This is a genomic window from Cysteiniphilum halobium, from assembly GCF_003574425.1.
GTDB classification, from domain to species: domain Bacteria; phylum Pseudomonadota; class Gammaproteobacteria; order Francisellales; family Francisellaceae; genus Caedibacter; species Caedibacter halobius.
This window is the reverse complement of record NZ_QLIU01000042.1, coordinates 37,634-53,033: the sequence shown is the minus strand read 5'-3', so window position 1 is coordinate 53,033 and position 15,400 is coordinate 37,634. Positions and strand designations below refer to the sequence as shown.

Sequence of the window (15,400 nt, the reverse complement as noted above, 5' to 3'; positions counted from 1 at the left end):
GATTTTGCAATTATGAAAAAGAAAATGATATATGGAGAATATACAGCCTTAGAAGAATTGATTAAGCAGTATGGAAATATTTTGGAATGACTATATATGTTGATAAGTTAATGACATAGATTTAACACGCTGGCAGGTTGACTGCCAAGCCACCAAGGGATGTTTCTTTGTATTTGGTTGACATATCTTTTCCAGTTTCTTTCATCGTCAGAATAACTTGATCTAAACTGACATGATGCTCACCATCACCTAATAGTGAAAGCTTGGCACCATTTACCGCTTGCACCGCACCCATGGCATTGCGCTCAATGCATGGGATTTGCACTAAGCCTCCGATTGGATCACAGGTTAATCCAAGATTATGCTCCATGCCCATTTCAGCAGCATTCTCAACTTGTTCAACAGTACCACCTAATAATGCACAAAGCCCTGCTGCCGCCATCGAGCAGGCGACACCAACCTCTCCTTGACATCCTACTTCAGCAGCTGAAATCGACGCGCCTTTTTTAAATAAAATGCCTATAGCTGCTGTTGTTAACAAATAGTCGATAATCTCTTTTTTTGTCGTAGATGGGTGACTTAAGATATGATGTTTCAATACTGCAGGAATTACGCCCGCCGCACCATTTGTTGGTGCTGTAACCACTTTACCACCGGCGGCATTCTCCTCATTGACAGCAATGGCAAAAACGTTTAACCAGTTAAGATCTTTAATATCTAAACATGATTCTTCTAGACGTTTTTTAAGTTTATAGGCTCGGCGTTTGACCTTAAGTCCACCAGGTAGCTCCCCATCTGTTTGTAAACTTTTTTCGATGGATTGATCCATCACCTGCCAAATCGCAAGCACACCTTCTTCAACTTCATTTTTATTCCGTAGCGTACATTCATTTGCCATCATTAAATCGGCAATACTCATTCGGTGTTTTTCACACAGGTCTAATAACTCTTTGGCAGTTGCAAAGGGATAAGACACGGCATGGGCATCAACGGGTGCAGGATCATTAGTCAGATGCATCTCATGCTCATCTAATATAAAGCCACCACCAACTGAGAAATACTTCAATGTCTCAAGCTTTTCACCTTGCGCATTCCATAGTGTAAACAACATACCATTAGCATGCTCTGGCAGCGCCTCATTATAGTGAAAAACTAAATCATTCGCATAGTCAAAATCAATCTCATAAGATCCCAATAATTTCATTTTTTTGGTTTTAAGAATCTGATCATAGCAAAGTGCAGCCGCATTAATATCAATGCTATATGGCTCAAATCCTGCGGCCCCTAGAATACACGCATAATCTGTTTTATGCCCTTTTCCTGTGAGTGCCAATGAACCAAAGAGCTCAATCGTAAAACGTTTAGTTTCCATCAAAAAGGCTTCATGTTTTTGCAAAAAGCGAAATGCTGCACGCATTGGACCTACCGTGTGTGATGATGATGGTCCAACACCAATAGAGAATAAATCAAAAATACTAATATTCATAAACTCACCCTTAAAGCCCATGTATCTATAAAACCTGCTTACAATAAATCAGTGGCTGGCAGATGTAAAATAATTTACAATGCCAACCAAAAATATATCGCTTAATACTGCATGTTTAAAGACACCTTATTTTTAATACTTCAAAAAATACTGCCACAGGCCTGTTTATCACGCCTTGCCGGTAAACTTGCTAATTGTGAAAATGCTATGATTAAAAATAAGTTAATCAACCTTGCAATAAGGCGTTTTAATATCGACTTAAGTGATGCATTAATTGAAAATCCCACAAGTTATGCTAGTTTCAACGATTTTTTCACCCGCAAATTAAAGCCTGAAGCGCGCCCTATTGATCCAAACGATAACAGCATTATCTCGCCAGCTGATGGCAAAATCACGCAAGCTGGCAAAATCACGCAAGGCAAATTAATCCAAGCAAAAGGTAAATATTTCTCATTAAAAACACTCACAGCTGACACAATGAAAGAGAACTATACTGATTTCTCGGTGATTTATTTGTCCCCCTCAGACTACCATCGTGTGCATATGCCAATCAATGGCAAGCTCACACGCATGACCTATATTCCAGGCAAATTGTTTTCAGTCAATGAATTAACCGCGGAAAACATTGACGGACTCTTTGCCAAAAATGAACGTCTGATTTGTTATTTTGAGACTGTTATTGGTGAAGTTGCGATAGTTTTTGTGGGTGCGATGCTCGTTGCAGGGATTGAAACCGTTTGGCACAAGTTAGTTGCACCTAACTACTATAGCAAAGTGACACACTTTGATTATTCCGGGCAAAACTTATGTTTTAATAAAGGTGACGAAATTGGTTTATTTAATTTTGGCTCAACGATCATCACGCTTTTTCCTGAAAATAAAGTGGCATGGCAAGAGCATATAAGCAGCAAAGTTAACATGGGTCAAGCAATCGCCACTTATATCTGAACATAATTCCTGTAATTTCATATCGACTTAATAATACTTTTTCTCATAGAATAAATATTATTTCCAATATTTATATTTGCTATGCAACAAACTATTCGCGAGACTTTACGTCAGCAACGTCAAGCAATTTCTAAAACACAGAAAACAGCACATGCTAAAGAGCTTCATGCACAATTTTTTAGCTATTACGCACAGTTTTTAACTTCAAGTCCTAAAAAAATAGCAAGCTACTATGCTACTGAAGAAGAAATCTCACCACTATGGATTGATAAAACATTGAGCAAAACACATGAGCTTTACTATCCAGTGATACACCCTTTCAAAAAGCGCAAACTATTTTTTGCCAAACCAACAAATATTAAACGACTTAATAAGTATGGCTTGCAAGAGCCATTATTTATCAGTGAAAACATTTTAGCACCGTGGGAGCTTGATATGATCATTGTGCCATTGACTGGTTTTGATTTAAAACGAAATCGCATTGGCATGGGAGGCGGGTTTTATGATAGCTCATTATCATTATGCAAAGCTTTTAATCATACTGAGTTTATTGGTATTGCTTTTGATGAACAACAATTTAATACATTTCAACACCAGACAGTTGCAATGAATGATTGGGATATTAAAATGGACACCATTATCACACCAACACGCATTATCTGCTGATTGCATGAAGACATTAGACAAAGAGATTATTGACAAACTTGAGAAAGCATTCTCTCCTTGCACAATAGAACTCATTGATGTAACCCATAAGCATCAAAAACATAAACAATTCCAAGCAGGAAAATCACATTTTAAATTGCGCATTGCCAGTGAACAACTTGCTTCACTTAGTACACTAAAGGCACACCAGGCAATCTACGCTTGTTTAGGCCAATTAATGCAAACTCAAATTCACGCCTTATCGATCCAGATTTATTAAAACATAAAAAGTCGAATTAGCACAAAACCAAGAACGGCTCCTGCTAAAGGAGCTAGTATTGGTACCCATGCATAATTCCAGTCACTTGAACCTTTACCTTGGATTGGTAAGATCGCGTGTGCAATTCTTGGGCCTAAATCACGTGCCGGATTAATCGCATACCCTGTAGGCCCTCCCAACGACAGGCCAATCCCCCAAATCGCAAAACCAAAGACATAGGGTAAAGAGCCATTAGCGAAGGGTAAATGACTACCATAGCTAATCAACGCACCAACAAATATGATAAGAAGTGTCGTAGCAATGAGCTCGGTGACAAAATTACTACCCTTATGACGCAAGGCTGGATAAGTTGAAAATATCATCAACTTAAAGTGCGCATTATCTGTATATTTCCAATGTGAGTAATAAGCAAGCCACACAAGAACAGCTCCCAAAAAGCAGCCAATAACTTGGGCGATCCATAATAGCAGCACCTCGCCAAATGAAGGATAAATCCCACCCAATAAATACTTTGCTAAAGTAACCGCTGGATTAATATCTGCTTGTGGCGACCCAGCCGCTTGAGCGATAAAAACGCCCATCATCACCGCAAAACCCCAACCTGTAGTAATCACTATCCAGCCACTGTTTTCAGCTTTTGACTGTTTCAATAAAACACCTGCAACCACCCCACCGCCTAGCAATATTAATACAAGACAGCCCAGCAACTCTCCAAAAAAAGCGCTATGTAACATAAATTACCCTCTTTTGTTATTTTCTTGCAGAAGCTAATCTGCGGCGCTTAATATAGCACAAATATTTTTAAGTCCTGTTAATATTTGTGGCGAAAATTGCGAAATTCCGTTAGATGATAACTGGAAAACTTGTTGGTTTTTTACAGCTAGCAAATCCTGCCAACGCTGCCACATCGACACGTTATCCCTATACCATCTAGTCGTATTTGACAACATAATGATCACATTAGGATTGCGCTCAATAATGGCATTGATATTTGTTTGAAAACTGATTTTATGAATATCTTTAAATATATTAACCCCTCCGCATTGCTTCACAATATCGTTTAAAATACCGCTACCGCCGGCAACAAAAATTGGTTGCGTGGATAATTGCAGCAATACTTTTGGCTTGTTATGTTTAACTGTTGCAATAGCCGATTTTTTCTTAATAAATACCTGAAGCTGAGTCAAGAAGGTTTTCTGCAACGCAGTCCCTGCGTTTTTTAGTTGTATACTTGCACCAATATCAGCAAATGCTGTTGCTAATGATGTAAGATCTTTAGCATTAAAAACTGTCACTTTAATGCCAAAGCGTTCAAGCAAAGCAATCACCTGCGGTTGTGTTTGCCCATTCCAGGTAATCACCAAGTCAGGCGCCAAACTAATAATCTTCTCAACATTAAGCGCTTGAAACGATCCAATGTTCTGATAGTTTTCATAGTATTTAGGCTGTCCGGCATAATAAATACTACCGATAAGCTTGGTGTTAATCGCACCCTTTACATTATCTTTTGTTGCTTGCTTAATCACATCATGAATAATCGCGGTGGTATTTGGTGAAAGTGAGATAACTTTAAAAGTTTTAGATGTATTGGCATATAGTAATTGCAATGGCAATAAAGGAAATACCAAACAAAGGAGCAATGCAAAATACTTTACATAATGTTTATGCTTTACAAATTCAATGGCAATACACTCATTTTCTTCTATCATTTAAACCATCTTATACGGATCAACCACTTGATCAAACTCTTGTTGTGACAAGAATTTTAATGCCTTATTCGCTTCACTTAATGACGTATCATGCGCATCAGCATAATGTGCTAACTGTGATGCCTTATCATAGCCAATCACTGGACTTAATGCGGTCACTAGCATTAATGAATTTCGCAAGTATTCATCAATTTTTTTCTTGTTTGGTTTGGTACCTTCGAGTAAATAGCGGGTAAAGTTGATTATGCTATCAGACAAAATATTGATCGATTGCAAGATATTATAAATCATCATTGGTTTATAAACATTCATCTCTAAATATCCTGCACTACCACCAATCGTTACAGCAACATCAAGCCCAAAAACTTGCGCGCATGCCATTGCCATTGCCTCACACTGCGTTGGATTGACTTTTCCTGGCATAATTGACGACCCAGGCTCATTAGATGGAATGAGTAACTCATGAAAGCCTGCACGCGGTCCACAGCTTAAAAGACGAATATCATTAGTAATCTTAAATAATGAATTAGCCAGAACTTTGATCTGTCCCATCAACGCGACCAATGCATCATGTGAGCCTTGCACGGCAAATTTATTATGTGCTGATACAAATGGTAATCCGGTAATTTTAGCAATATATTTACACGCCTTTTCGGCAAAGCCTTTCGGCGCATTTAGCCCAGTACCAACAGCAGTACCACCAATCGCCAATTGATAAACATCAATAAGCGCATGCTCTAAACGTGCAATATTCTGCGCTAACAGCTCAGCGTAGCCTGAAAACTCTTGCCCCAAAGTTAACGGCACCGCATCTTGCATATGTGTGCGCCCGATCTTAACTACCTTATCCCATTTTTTAACTTTTTTTGTTAGCTCTTTATGCATAAGCTTAGTCGCAGGAATCAATCTCTTCTTAACTGCCACTGCTGCTGAGATATACATCGCGGTTGGAAAAGTATCATTGGAAGACTGTGACATATTCACATGATCATTGGGATGAATGGGCGTTTTGCTTCCTAGCTTACCACCTGCAATTTCAATCGCACGATTAGAAATCACTTCATTAACATTCATATTTGATTGCGTACCACTGCCTGTCATCCACACATGTAAGGGAAACTGATCTTCGTGTTTACCGTCAATAATTTCATCTGCTACTTGCACGATAAGCGCTTTTTTATCCTCTGACAAAATCCCCAAATCAGCATTTGCCATTGCTGAGGCTTTCTTCAAGACCGCAATGGCTTTGATCACCTCGTTTGGAATACGTTCCTGCCCAATGGAAAAATGAACCAAAGAACGCTCGGTTTGCGCACCCCAATATTTACTATTATCAACCTCGATCTCGCCTATGCTATCGGTTTCTTTGCGTGTGTTCATAGACTTGCTCCTTGTGCTTTTTTATTCATCATTCATCTGGCGTATGCAATACGCCCCTACGTCATTTAAAATGCTAACTTATGTATACAGTACGCCGCTATGTAATGGTGTATAGATAAGTTGCATCAGATAGTACCTATCCCCTTGTGGGAGAGACCGTGCAGCTTAAGCTTCACGGATGAGGAGGCAATTAAAATTCAACTTATTCTTAATTCATTACGATGGTTATATCTATTTAAAATGCATAAAATTGAGATAACTTCTCGACATTACCATTTTGACGAACTTCAAACCCTAGCGCACTGACACCATTAAATTTACCAACTTCTCCAAGAAGCTCACCTTGTGTAACATCTTGTGATTCTTTAACGTTAATGCTATTTAAATTATTATACGCTGAAATATAACCTTTTTCATGACTGATAATCACCATCTGTCCATAACCACCCATGCCAACACCTGCGTATAACACGCTGCCTGCCGCTGCAGCATAAACTGCAGTGCCCGGCGGTACATTAATCTCCCGCTGCTGATCCATACCATCTTTGTCAAATTTACCTGTTTCTTTTAATGGCCATTGCCAGAGAATGCCAGCAACTGTTTTACCGTTTGGCACTGAGGCTTTGGTAACAATTGGTTTTGACTTTGCTTTTTCTGCTACTATTGGTGTAGCATTTGTTGTAACTGACGCTTTTGCTACCTTTGTTTCAACTGCTGTCGTACGCATTGATTTGGACTTTACCACTGATTCATCTGATGTATTTTTGTCTGTCACTGCTTTTAGCTTAGATGATGCCTTATACTCAGATGGTGGCGCAACACGCAGTTTCTGACCAACATAAATCACACTTGGCTCTTTAATATCATTCCACGCTTGAACATCAGATAAACTCACCCCATTGGCAAAGGCAATTTCAAGTAATGAGTCACCTGATTGCACGGTATAAAAACCAGTTTTACTCTTAGCAATACGATGCTCATCAACGGTGACATTATCATTGTTTTTTGCTAAATCATGCATATCCAGCTCTTTATCTTGACTCATCTGTTTATTTTGAATTGTGGTTGCCGCAGGTAGTGATTGCATATTTTGGCTTTGGGTGACTGGAGCAGCACTTGAGTCAATCACAGGGATATTACTAACATGATCAACTGGTGCGCTTGTTGATTCTGCTACAGCAGAGACTTTAGAACCTGTGCTAATTGAGCTTGTGTTTACCTTATTGCCATTTGCACCAACTGGTACTAACACCCCGCCTTGATAAGTATACATCTGTCCATCACGCAAAATCTTCTCACCCGGCAATGGACCTACACGGACAGTCGACCCTGGTGTTAATACATAAGGAGATTTAAGTTTATTCCATAAAATAAGTGTTCTTTCAGTGACATTAAAGCGACGTGATATGTCATATAATGAATCACTAGCCTGCACGGTATAGTAGGTTTGTTGTGTTGGAATATTGGTTACTGGTGCGCTTTGCTGTTGTCCATTAAAAAACTGGTTAATCGCGCTACATCCTGACAATACTAAGATTGCCGCGCTTAATGTGGCTATTTTTTTTATCACAGAAGCTCCTTTTTAGGATCTATTTCCAAGTATCCTTTGACGTTAGCATCGTCATAATTTTTTGCAACATTTTTTCAGTGTTCTGACCACTCATTCCTGAAATAAAAAAGTAAGGCTCTTTTTTATCCCAACCAATACCTTGTAAAATATGCTCACATACTTCATCAACCTTATCACTTGCTAACTGGTCAATCTTATTTAACACCAGCCAACGTGGCTTTTTATAAAGTGTTTCACTGTACTTCTTAAGCTCATGCTCAACTTTATGATAATTTTCAATTGGATCAGAACCATCAATAGGTAACACATCAACAATATGTAACACATACTTAGTACGTGTCAAGTGCTTCAGAAATTTCAAGCCCAAACCCGCACCTTCAGCAGCTCCTTCAATCACACCAGGAATATCGGCAATAACGAAACTTTCATATTGGCCAACACGAACAACACCCAGATTAGGATACATTGTGGTAAATGGATAATCAGCAACCTTTGGTGTTGCCGCTGACACTGCACGAATAAGTGTTGATTTACCAGCATTTGGCAAACCAAGCAAACCAACATCTGCTAATAGCTTAAGCTCTAAACGAATCTCAAAAGACTCACCTTCTTCACCATATGTGAACTGTCTTGGCGCCTGATTGACACTACTTTTGAAATGAACATTACCAATACCACGCCGACCACCTTGCGCAAGTTTTAATACGTCACCATTTTTAAGCACTTCGCCAACTTTTTGATTGGTAGTCGCCTCGTAAGCAATCGTACCAACAGGAACGATAAGGTATAAATCCTCACCCTTTTTACCCGCACATTTCTTGCCCTCACCAGGCTTGCCATTTTGTGCTTGATAATTGCTCTGATAGCGGTAATCAATCAAGGTATTGACATTCTCATCTGCCAACATAAATATGCTTCCACCATGACCACCATCACCTCCATCTGGTCCACCTTTAGGAACATATTTCTCACGTCGAAAACTAACACAACCATTGCCACCCTTACCCGCATGCACGGTAATTACGGCCTCATCTACGAACTTCACAGTAACCCTTTTTATTATCTTGCTATTTACGCCGTCTATGATCCAAGAATTTCACAAAAATGTACAGCATAAATACCGCTCGTAAATCATTTTGCGGTGTTCAATGGCGAAGAAGTTTTTGATGCTTTTGAGTGATTAAATGCCAGAAATAATATAAAGTGGTTTGCGGGCGGTATAAAACCAATAAACGCACTGTGCATTAGGCAATGTTACCGCTATACTAGTTAGCAATTTAAGTTAGCAAAGTGTACAGATGTCTTATCAGGTTTTAGCCCGTAAATATCGCCCTAAGAACTTCTCTGAAGTTGTCGGTCAACAACATGTTTTAAACAGTTTAATTCATGCATTAGACCAAAATCGCTTACATCATGCTTATCTTTTCACTGGAACGCGAGGTGTCGGTAAAACCTCATTAGCACGCCTCTTAGCAAAGTCTGTTAATTGCTTAAATGGCGTGTCCTCTCACCCTTGTGGGCAATGCGAGCACTGTGTTGCTATTGAGCAAGGTCGCTTTGTTGACTTGATTGAAATCGATGCTGCTTCACGTACCAAAGTTGAAGATACACGCGATATTCTTGATAACGTCCAATACATGCCAAGCCAAGGTAAATATAAGATTTATCTGATCGATGAAGTGCATATGTTATCACAGCACAGCTTTAATGCCCTGCTTAAGACACTTGAAGAACCACCTGAGCATGTTAAGTTTCTCTTAGCAACCACCGATCCTCATAAGTTACCAATTACGATCTTATCGCGCTGTTTACAGTTTAACTTAAAACACTTAAGTGAAGTGCAAATTGAACAAAAACTCGTTGAAATTCTTGGACTTGAAAAAATTGCTTTTGAGCAAAATGCATTAAAAATTATTGCTCACGCTGCTGATGGCAGTATGCGTGATGCACTTAGTTTAACCGATCAATCGATTGCTTATAGCAAAGGCGAAATTCTAACGCATTCTGTGCAAACGATGCTTGGCATTGTTGATAAAAAAATGATTGATAAACTGGTGATTGCATTATTAGAAGAAGATACTAACGCCATTATTAACTTCTCAGATGAAATTATTCTGGCGGGCAAAGCGCCACAATCCGTATTAAACGCTCTTGCAGAATGTTTTTATTACGCAAGCCTTATTGGCTTTAACCACCAGAACTTATCCAGTATCCCATGCTCAGATGAGACGCTGAAAACCATATCAGAACATTATAGCAAAGACACTTTACAACTTTATTATCAGCTAACAATCAAAGCTAAAGAAGATCTACATCTAGCACCAAATGCACAATGCGGATTAGGGATGGCGCTATTACGCTTGTGCGCTTTTTCACTGGATTTGCTACCTGCATCACAAGTCACGACCCATACAAAACCAGTAACAAATGTCAAAACAGCATCAAGCTTAAGCAAAAAACCTGATTTAAGTGCGCTTAAAAAAACACTATCTGCACCAAATGAGTTTCAATCTGTCAGCAAGCAAAGTAAAGCAACTGCTATTGCACCAGTTAAGAATGAAGCTGTACCGCCAAGCACTGCAAAAGAAGATAAAGAGCTGAATAAATCAACCAAGCCAACGATTGCTATAGAATCAAAACCTAGTGATAAACACACAGCAATTGAAATAGCAGATAATATAGCCATCCCTCTAAAGTCTGACACTATTGTTAAAGATACTACAACTGTGATAAACAATAATAAAATTGACTGGTGCCATTTAAGCCAAAGTCTTGGACTTAAAGGCACTGCATTACAAATTGTCTTGAATTCAAGCCTAATTGAACACACGCAAAGCGTCTATACATTGCATACTGCTGACGCGGTTAAAGCACTCATTACTGCAAATACCATTAAGAGAATTGAAGATGCTTTAAGCCTTAAACAAGGATCCAACATTAAAGTGGCTTTTAGCCATTTAGATCATGAACAAAAACCAGCTAAAGTGAATACTGACATCATGCTAGTATCACGTAACGAGCAAACGACAAGACAATCAACAGAAGGCTCTACAACAACCGCTGCTACTATATCACCAGCTGATCATGCTGTTGAACTAACAGCCTCTCCTATGACGCCACAAGTCACACCAGCACAGGTAATACAACAACAAAAAACACAAAAAATCGATGAGATTTATACCTCCTTGAAGGTAAACCCTGAAATTCAAAAACTAGAGCAATTAGGTTTTCAGCTTAATAAAAATAACATCAAACTTAAGGGCTAAATTTATAACTTTTTCCAATGTGACGTACCCTGCAAATAGACCGGTTGGACAATATTTTGAAGCTTATTATCATGTTTAAGCTGTTGATAATTATATTCAATAACAGCTTGCAAAAAACCAACATCAGGACAGTAATCAACAGCATTAAGCTCAACATCAACACCATTGATCACATCACCAATAATAAATCCTAAGTTTTGTTTATCAATCTCATGATTACACTCATCAACCTTAAGACATTTTTCTTGGATGGTTTTCATTATTTGCAAATTCTTATCCCAGATATATTGCCCAAAATAAACATCTGACATCCGTGCATCGAGAATAACACTAACATGTTTTGCCTTATAGCAATGATAAGAGTATGTAGCAATTGCTTGCATCGATGAAAACCCAACCACAGGACAATCCAATGTCAATGCCATCGCCTGAATGGCTGCTGCTGCCAAACGGACACCAACAAAGCTGCCAGGACCAATACCATAGGCAAGTAAATCAATCTCTTTTTTATCTATACCTGATTGCTTTATTAATTCATCAATCATTGGTAGAAGTGCTTCATTGTGCTTACGTGGGATATGTCGTGTTAAGCTAAAACACTGTTTTTCTGTAAAAAGTGCTACAGAACAATAGGCACTTGAAGTATCAATGGCTAGGATATTCATTACTCAACCGTTACTGACTTTGCTAAATTGCGCGGCTGATCAACATCCGTACCTTTTTGTACCGCCACGTGATAGGAGAAAAGCTGCAATGGAATAGTAAAAATAATTGGCGAGATAACCTCTGGCACACTCTCAATAATAAAGGTATGTTTCGAGTCGATATGTAGTGACTGACTAATCGCATGATCAACAAACACATAGAGCTTACCACCACGCGCTTGCACCTCTTGCAGATTGCTCTCAAGCTTCTCAAGTAAAGTGTCATTAGGGGCAACTGCAACAATTGGCATATCTTTATCAACCAAAGCCAATGGACCATGCTTAAGCTCGCCTGCAGGATAAGCTTCCGCATGAATATAAGAGATTTCTTTAAGCTTAAGCGCACCTTCTAATGCCACTGGATATTGTATCCCTCTGCCTAAAAACAACGTATGCTGCTTCTCCACAAAATCATAAGAAAGCTGCTCAATTTCAGCATCTAAAGCCAATACATTTTTAGCAATTTCAGGCGCTTTTTTGAGTGATGATAAAATGTTTCTCTCAAACTCTAAACGCAATGTTTTTCGTGATTTACCTAAAGCGACCGCAAGAAGCAGGAAACCAACCAATTGCGTGGTAAATGCTTTGGTTGAGGCAACCCCCATCTCAAGACCGGCTTGCGTCATAAACACCAAATCCGCTTCACGCACCATTGAGCTATTTGGCATATTACAAATACTTAATGTTTTCATAAAACCAAGCTTCTTCGCTTGACGCAATGCTGCCAACGTATCTGCGGTTTCCCCTGATTGCGACACGGTGATAAATAAACTATTTTTGGGCACCACACTCTGGCGATAACGAAACTCACTGGCAATCTCAACATCAACAGGAATTTGTGCGTATTCCTCTATCCAATATTTAGCAACCAATCCGGCGTGGAAACTCGTGCCACATGCCACAATTTTAACATGCTCAACATCAGCAAAAAGTGATTTGGCTTCCAATCCAAACTTCTCAATAATAACCTCATTATCAACACTAATACAATTAGCAAACGTATCAGCGATTACTTGCGGCTGCTCAAAAATTTCTTTTTGCATATAATGCTTATATTTGCCCTTAGCAGCAGCATCTTGGGCTTGATCTAGCTCTTTAATATCCAAGGTTTTTTTAATACCCTCTTGATTATAAGCTTCTACTTTTTCACGTGTGACAAGTGCCATGTCCCCTTCATCAAGATAAGCAAAACGATTCGTAACCGGCAATAATGATAAAGTATCAGAAGAAATAAAGTTCTCACCAATCCCAAAGCCAATCACAATGGGTGAGCCTGAACGCACGGCCACTATGCTATGCGGGTGATCTTCATGCATAACCGCTAAACCATAGGCGCCTTTAAGCTCTTTAATCACGGTTTGAACATTAGTAATAAAATCATTTTTACTATTCCAATGATACTCTAGCAAATGCGCGATTACTTCAGTATCGGTTTGTGATTGGAATGACACACCTTGTGCGATAAGTCGTTCTTTGAGCAACATATAGTTTTCAATAATACCATTATGCACAATCGCAATTTTGCCTGACTGGCTAACATGAGGATGAGCATTTTGCTCTGATGGCTCACCATGCGTTGCCCAGCGTGTATGTGCAATACCCGTAGAACCTTTAAATCCACTGTCTTTTGCTACTTTTTCCGCTAATGTTTGCACTTTGCCTAAAGCACGCAAACGCTCAATTTTACCTTTTTTATCTAACAGTGCCACGCCAGCTGAGTCGTAGCCACGATACTCAAGCCGCTTTAGCCCTTCAAGTAAAATTGCCAATACATTGCGCTCAGAAACTGCGCCAACAATACCACACATAACACACTCACTTTTTTCTTTATTAGGCGTATGCAATACGTCCCTACACTTTCTTATTTTCGAGGGGTATGCAATACGCCCCACTTTTTCTTGGCCCTTTAAGCATATGCAATACACTCATGCCTTCTCTTGTTTTCCGGGCATATGCAATACGCCTCTACCTAGTATTTACTACTTTTTAACAGGTCGCTGCCAACCTGGCACGACTACCTGTTTATTCATCCGATTAATCGTCAATTTACCTTCCGGCACATCTTTGGTAATCGTCGAACCTGCGGCAATATTAGCGCCATTGCCAATACGTACAGGTGCAATCAACTGACAATCAGAGCCAACAAATACATCATTACCAATAATCGTTTGATGCTTATTAGCACCATCATAGTTACAAGTAATGACACCAGCACCAATATTACAATCATAACCGACCGTACTATCACCAATATAAGTTAGGTGATTTGCTTTACTGCCTTTACCAATCGTTGTTTTTTTGATTTCAACAAAATTGCCAATATGCGCCCCTTCCTCCAAGATACTTCCCGGACGAATACGTGCAAAAGGCCCAACAATAGCGCCAGTTTTAATATCAGCACCATCAATAATCGTATTGGGTTTTATTTTAACATTATCACTGATCACACAGTCTTTTAAAATACAATTGGCACCAATCACACAATCCTCACCGATAATAACATTGCCCTTGATCAGCACATTAATATCCACCCACGTATCAGCACCAATTTCAACAGAACCTCTCACATCAAAGCGACTAGGGTCAGCTAAAGAGACACCTTTTGCCATCACCCGTTCAGCAACTGCCTTTTGCCACATCCGCTCAAGATCAGCCAATTGCGCACGTGTATTAACGCCTAAAATCTCAAAATCATGTGCCGGATGTGCGGCTTTAATATTAACCTTATCACGCCAGGCAAAAGCTACAATATCAGTTAGGTAATACTCTTTTTGTTTATTTTTATTTTCAATTGCTGGTAACCATTGCTGCAGATGTTTGCCACTGACACAGTAAATCCCGGTATTAATCTCTTTAATTTGGCGTTGAATATCTGTAGCATCCTTCTCTTCAACAATCGATTCAATTTCACCGAAGCGATTACGTAAAATGCGCCCAAGTCCCGCCGGGTTATCAAGACTCGCTGTTAAAATACCTAAATCATCGGCACGTGTCACCTCAATCAAATGATTCAAGGTATCAAAAGACACCAGTGGCACATCACCATAGAGTATCAATACTTTGTCTTCTTTGTTAATATAAGGCAGAGCCTGTAAAACAGCATGTCCTGTGCCTAAACGATCGGTTTGCTCAACCCATGTGATTGTTTTGTCTTCTAAAGAGGACTGCACCTGTTGACCAAGATGTCCTTGCACCACGATAATATTATCTGCTTGCAGTGATTCCACTGTTTCAACAACGTGTCGTATTAACGTTTTTCCTGCTAATGTTTGTAACACTTTGGATTTTTTAGAACACATGCGTGAACCTTGACCTGCGGCCAAGATCACTACCGATAATGCCATTTTGTCTCCTTATAAATATCTTCTTTTGCTTTTTTTACTATTTGCAAAACTGCTGCGCATTATATAAT

Annotated in this window: 13 protein-coding genes; 4 read left to right on the top strand and 9 right to left on the bottom strand. The window is 39.3% G+C overall.

Annotated elements, in window-relative coordinates:
• Window positions 1-121: 121 nt before the first annotated feature.
• On the bottom strand, window positions 122-1,486 hold the full coding sequence (locus DNK85_RS08255) for an L-serine ammonia-lyase (RefSeq protein ID WP_119329108.1): 1,365 nt from the start codon (window positions 1,484-1,486) through the stop codon (window positions 122-124).
• 111 nt (window positions 1,487-1,597) lie between these two features.
• On the opposite strand from DNK85_RS08255, the gene asd reads away from it, so the two are divergent.
• The 3 genes from asd (at window position 1,598) to DNK85_RS08240 (ending at window position 3,359) form a co-directional block, all read left to right on the top strand.
• Window positions 1,598-2,434, top strand: a complete 837-nt coding sequence (gene asd, locus DNK85_RS08250) for an archaetidylserine decarboxylase (protein ID WP_119329105.1) — start codon at window positions 1,598-1,600, stop codon at window positions 2,432-2,434.
• An 81-nt stretch (window positions 2,435-2,515) separates the two neighbouring features.
• A complete protein-coding gene (locus tag DNK85_RS08245) occupies window positions 2,516-3,100 on the top strand; it encodes a 5-formyltetrahydrofolate cyclo-ligase (protein ID WP_119329104.1) in 585 nt (194 codons plus the stop codon).
• Window positions 3,101-3,104: 4 nt separating this feature from the next.
• Window positions 3,105-3,359 carry a BolA family protein gene (locus DNK85_RS08240; protein WP_162896621.1) on the top strand — a complete coding sequence of 85 codons (255 nt, stop codon included), beginning with the start codon at window positions 3,105-3,107 and terminating at the stop codon, window positions 3,357-3,359.
• Here DNK85_RS08240 and DNK85_RS08235 read toward each other — a convergent pair.
• The 5 genes from DNK85_RS08235 to cgtA form a co-directional block, all read right to left on the bottom strand.
• Window positions 3,356-4,093 (bottom strand): MIP/aquaporin family protein, encoded by a 738-nt coding sequence (locus DNK85_RS08235; RefSeq protein WP_119329102.1) that lies wholly within the window; start codon window positions 4,091-4,093, stop codon window positions 3,356-3,358. The two genes, DNK85_RS08240 and DNK85_RS08235, sit on opposite strands and share 4 nt — an antisense overlap.
• A 33-nt stretch (window positions 4,094-4,126) precedes the next feature.
• Entirely contained in the window at window positions 4,127-5,068 is a 942-nt protein-coding gene (locus DNK85_RS08230; protein WP_119329101.1) for an ABC transporter substrate-binding protein, read from the bottom strand.
• The gene (fumC, locus tag DNK85_RS08225; protein WP_119329100.1) at window positions 5,069-6,448 is read right to left on the bottom strand and encodes a class II fumarate hydratase; all 1,380 of its coding nucleotides are present in this window, start codon (window positions 6,446-6,448) and stop codon (window positions 5,069-5,071) included.
• A 235-nt stretch (window positions 6,449-6,683) separates the two neighbouring features.
• Complete coding sequence (locus tag DNK85_RS08220; RefSeq protein ID WP_119329099.1) at window positions 6,684-8,018, bottom strand: LysM peptidoglycan-binding domain-containing protein; 1,335 nt, start codon at window positions 8,016-8,018, stop codon at window positions 6,684-6,686.
• Between the two features lie 19 nt (window positions 8,019-8,037).
• Window positions 8,038-9,063, bottom strand: coding sequence for an Obg family GTPase CgtA (cgtA, locus tag DNK85_RS08215; RefSeq protein ID WP_119329098.1), 1,026 nt, complete (start codon window positions 9,061-9,063; stop codon window positions 8,038-8,040).
• A 253-nt stretch (window positions 9,064-9,316) separates the two neighbouring features.
• On the opposite strand from cgtA, the gene dnaX reads away from it, so the two are divergent.
• Window positions 9,317-11,284, top strand: coding sequence for a DNA polymerase III subunit gamma/tau (dnaX, locus tag DNK85_RS08210; RefSeq protein WP_119329097.1), 1,968 nt, complete (start codon window positions 9,317-9,319; stop codon window positions 11,282-11,284).
• A 2-nt stretch (window positions 11,285-11,286) separates the two neighbouring features.
• Here the strand turns inward: dnaX and tsaB are convergent, their stop codons facing one another.
• From tsaB to glmU, 3 genes are all read right to left on the bottom strand, one after another.
• Complete coding sequence (gene tsaB, locus DNK85_RS08205) at window positions 11,287-11,949, bottom strand: tRNA (adenosine(37)-N6)-threonylcarbamoyltransferase complex dimerization subunit type 1 TsaB (RefSeq protein WP_119329096.1); 663 nt, start codon at window positions 11,947-11,949, stop codon at window positions 11,287-11,289.
• Entirely contained in the window at window positions 11,949-13,796 is a 1,848-nt protein-coding gene (gene glmS / locus DNK85_RS08200) for a glutamine--fructose-6-phosphate transaminase (isomerizing) (protein WP_119329095.1), read from the bottom strand. Before glmS ends, tsaB begins: the two co-directional genes overlap by 1 nt.
• Before the next feature lie 171 nt (window positions 13,797-13,967).
• On the bottom strand, window positions 13,968-15,332 hold the full coding sequence (gene glmU / locus DNK85_RS08195) for a bifunctional UDP-N-acetylglucosamine diphosphorylase/glucosamine-1-phosphate N-acetyltransferase GlmU (protein WP_119329094.1): 1,365 nt from the start codon (window positions 15,330-15,332) through the stop codon (window positions 13,968-13,970).
• Window positions 15,333-15,400 lie beyond the last annotated feature (68 nt).

Bases quoted from the DNA above. Each gene is read 5' to 3' on its own strand.
- tsaB (WP_119329096.1), bottom strand. From the start codon at position 11,949: ATGAATATCCTAGCCATTGATACTTCAAGTGCCTATTGTTCTGTAGCA.
- DNK85_RS08240 (WP_162896621.1), top strand. From the start codon at position 3,105: ATGAAGACATTAGACAAAGAGATTATTGACAAACTTGAGAAAGCATTC.
- fumC (WP_119329100.1), bottom strand. From the start codon at position 6,448: ATGAACACACGCAAAGAAACCGATAGCATAGGCGAGATCGAGGTTGAT.
- DNK85_RS08230 (WP_119329101.1), bottom strand. From the start codon at position 5,068: ATGATAGAAGAAAATGAGTGTATTGCCATTGAATTTGTAAAGCATAAA.
- glmS (WP_119329095.1), bottom strand. From the start codon at position 13,796: ATGTGTGGTATTGTTGGCGCAGTTTCTGAGCGCAATGTATTGGCAATT.
- DNK85_RS08235 (WP_119329102.1), bottom strand. From the start codon at position 4,093: ATGTTACATAGCGCTTTTTTTGGAGAGTTGCTGGGCTGTCTTGTATTA.
- glmU (WP_119329094.1), bottom strand. From the start codon at position 15,332: ATGGCATTATCGGTAGTGATCTTGGCCGCAGGTCAAGGTTCACGCATG.
- asd (WP_119329105.1), top strand. From the start codon at position 1,598: ATGTTTAAAGACACCTTATTTTTAATACTTCAAAAAATACTGCCACAG.
- DNK85_RS08255 (WP_119329108.1), bottom strand. From the start codon at position 1,486: ATGAATATTAGTATTTTTGATTTATTCTCTATTGGTGTTGGACCATCA.
- dnaX (WP_119329097.1), top strand. From the start codon at position 9,317: ATGTCTTATCAGGTTTTAGCCCGTAAATATCGCCCTAAGAACTTCTCT.
- DNK85_RS08245 (WP_119329104.1), top strand. From the start codon at position 2,516: ATGCAACAAACTATTCGCGAGACTTTACGTCAGCAACGTCAAGCAATT.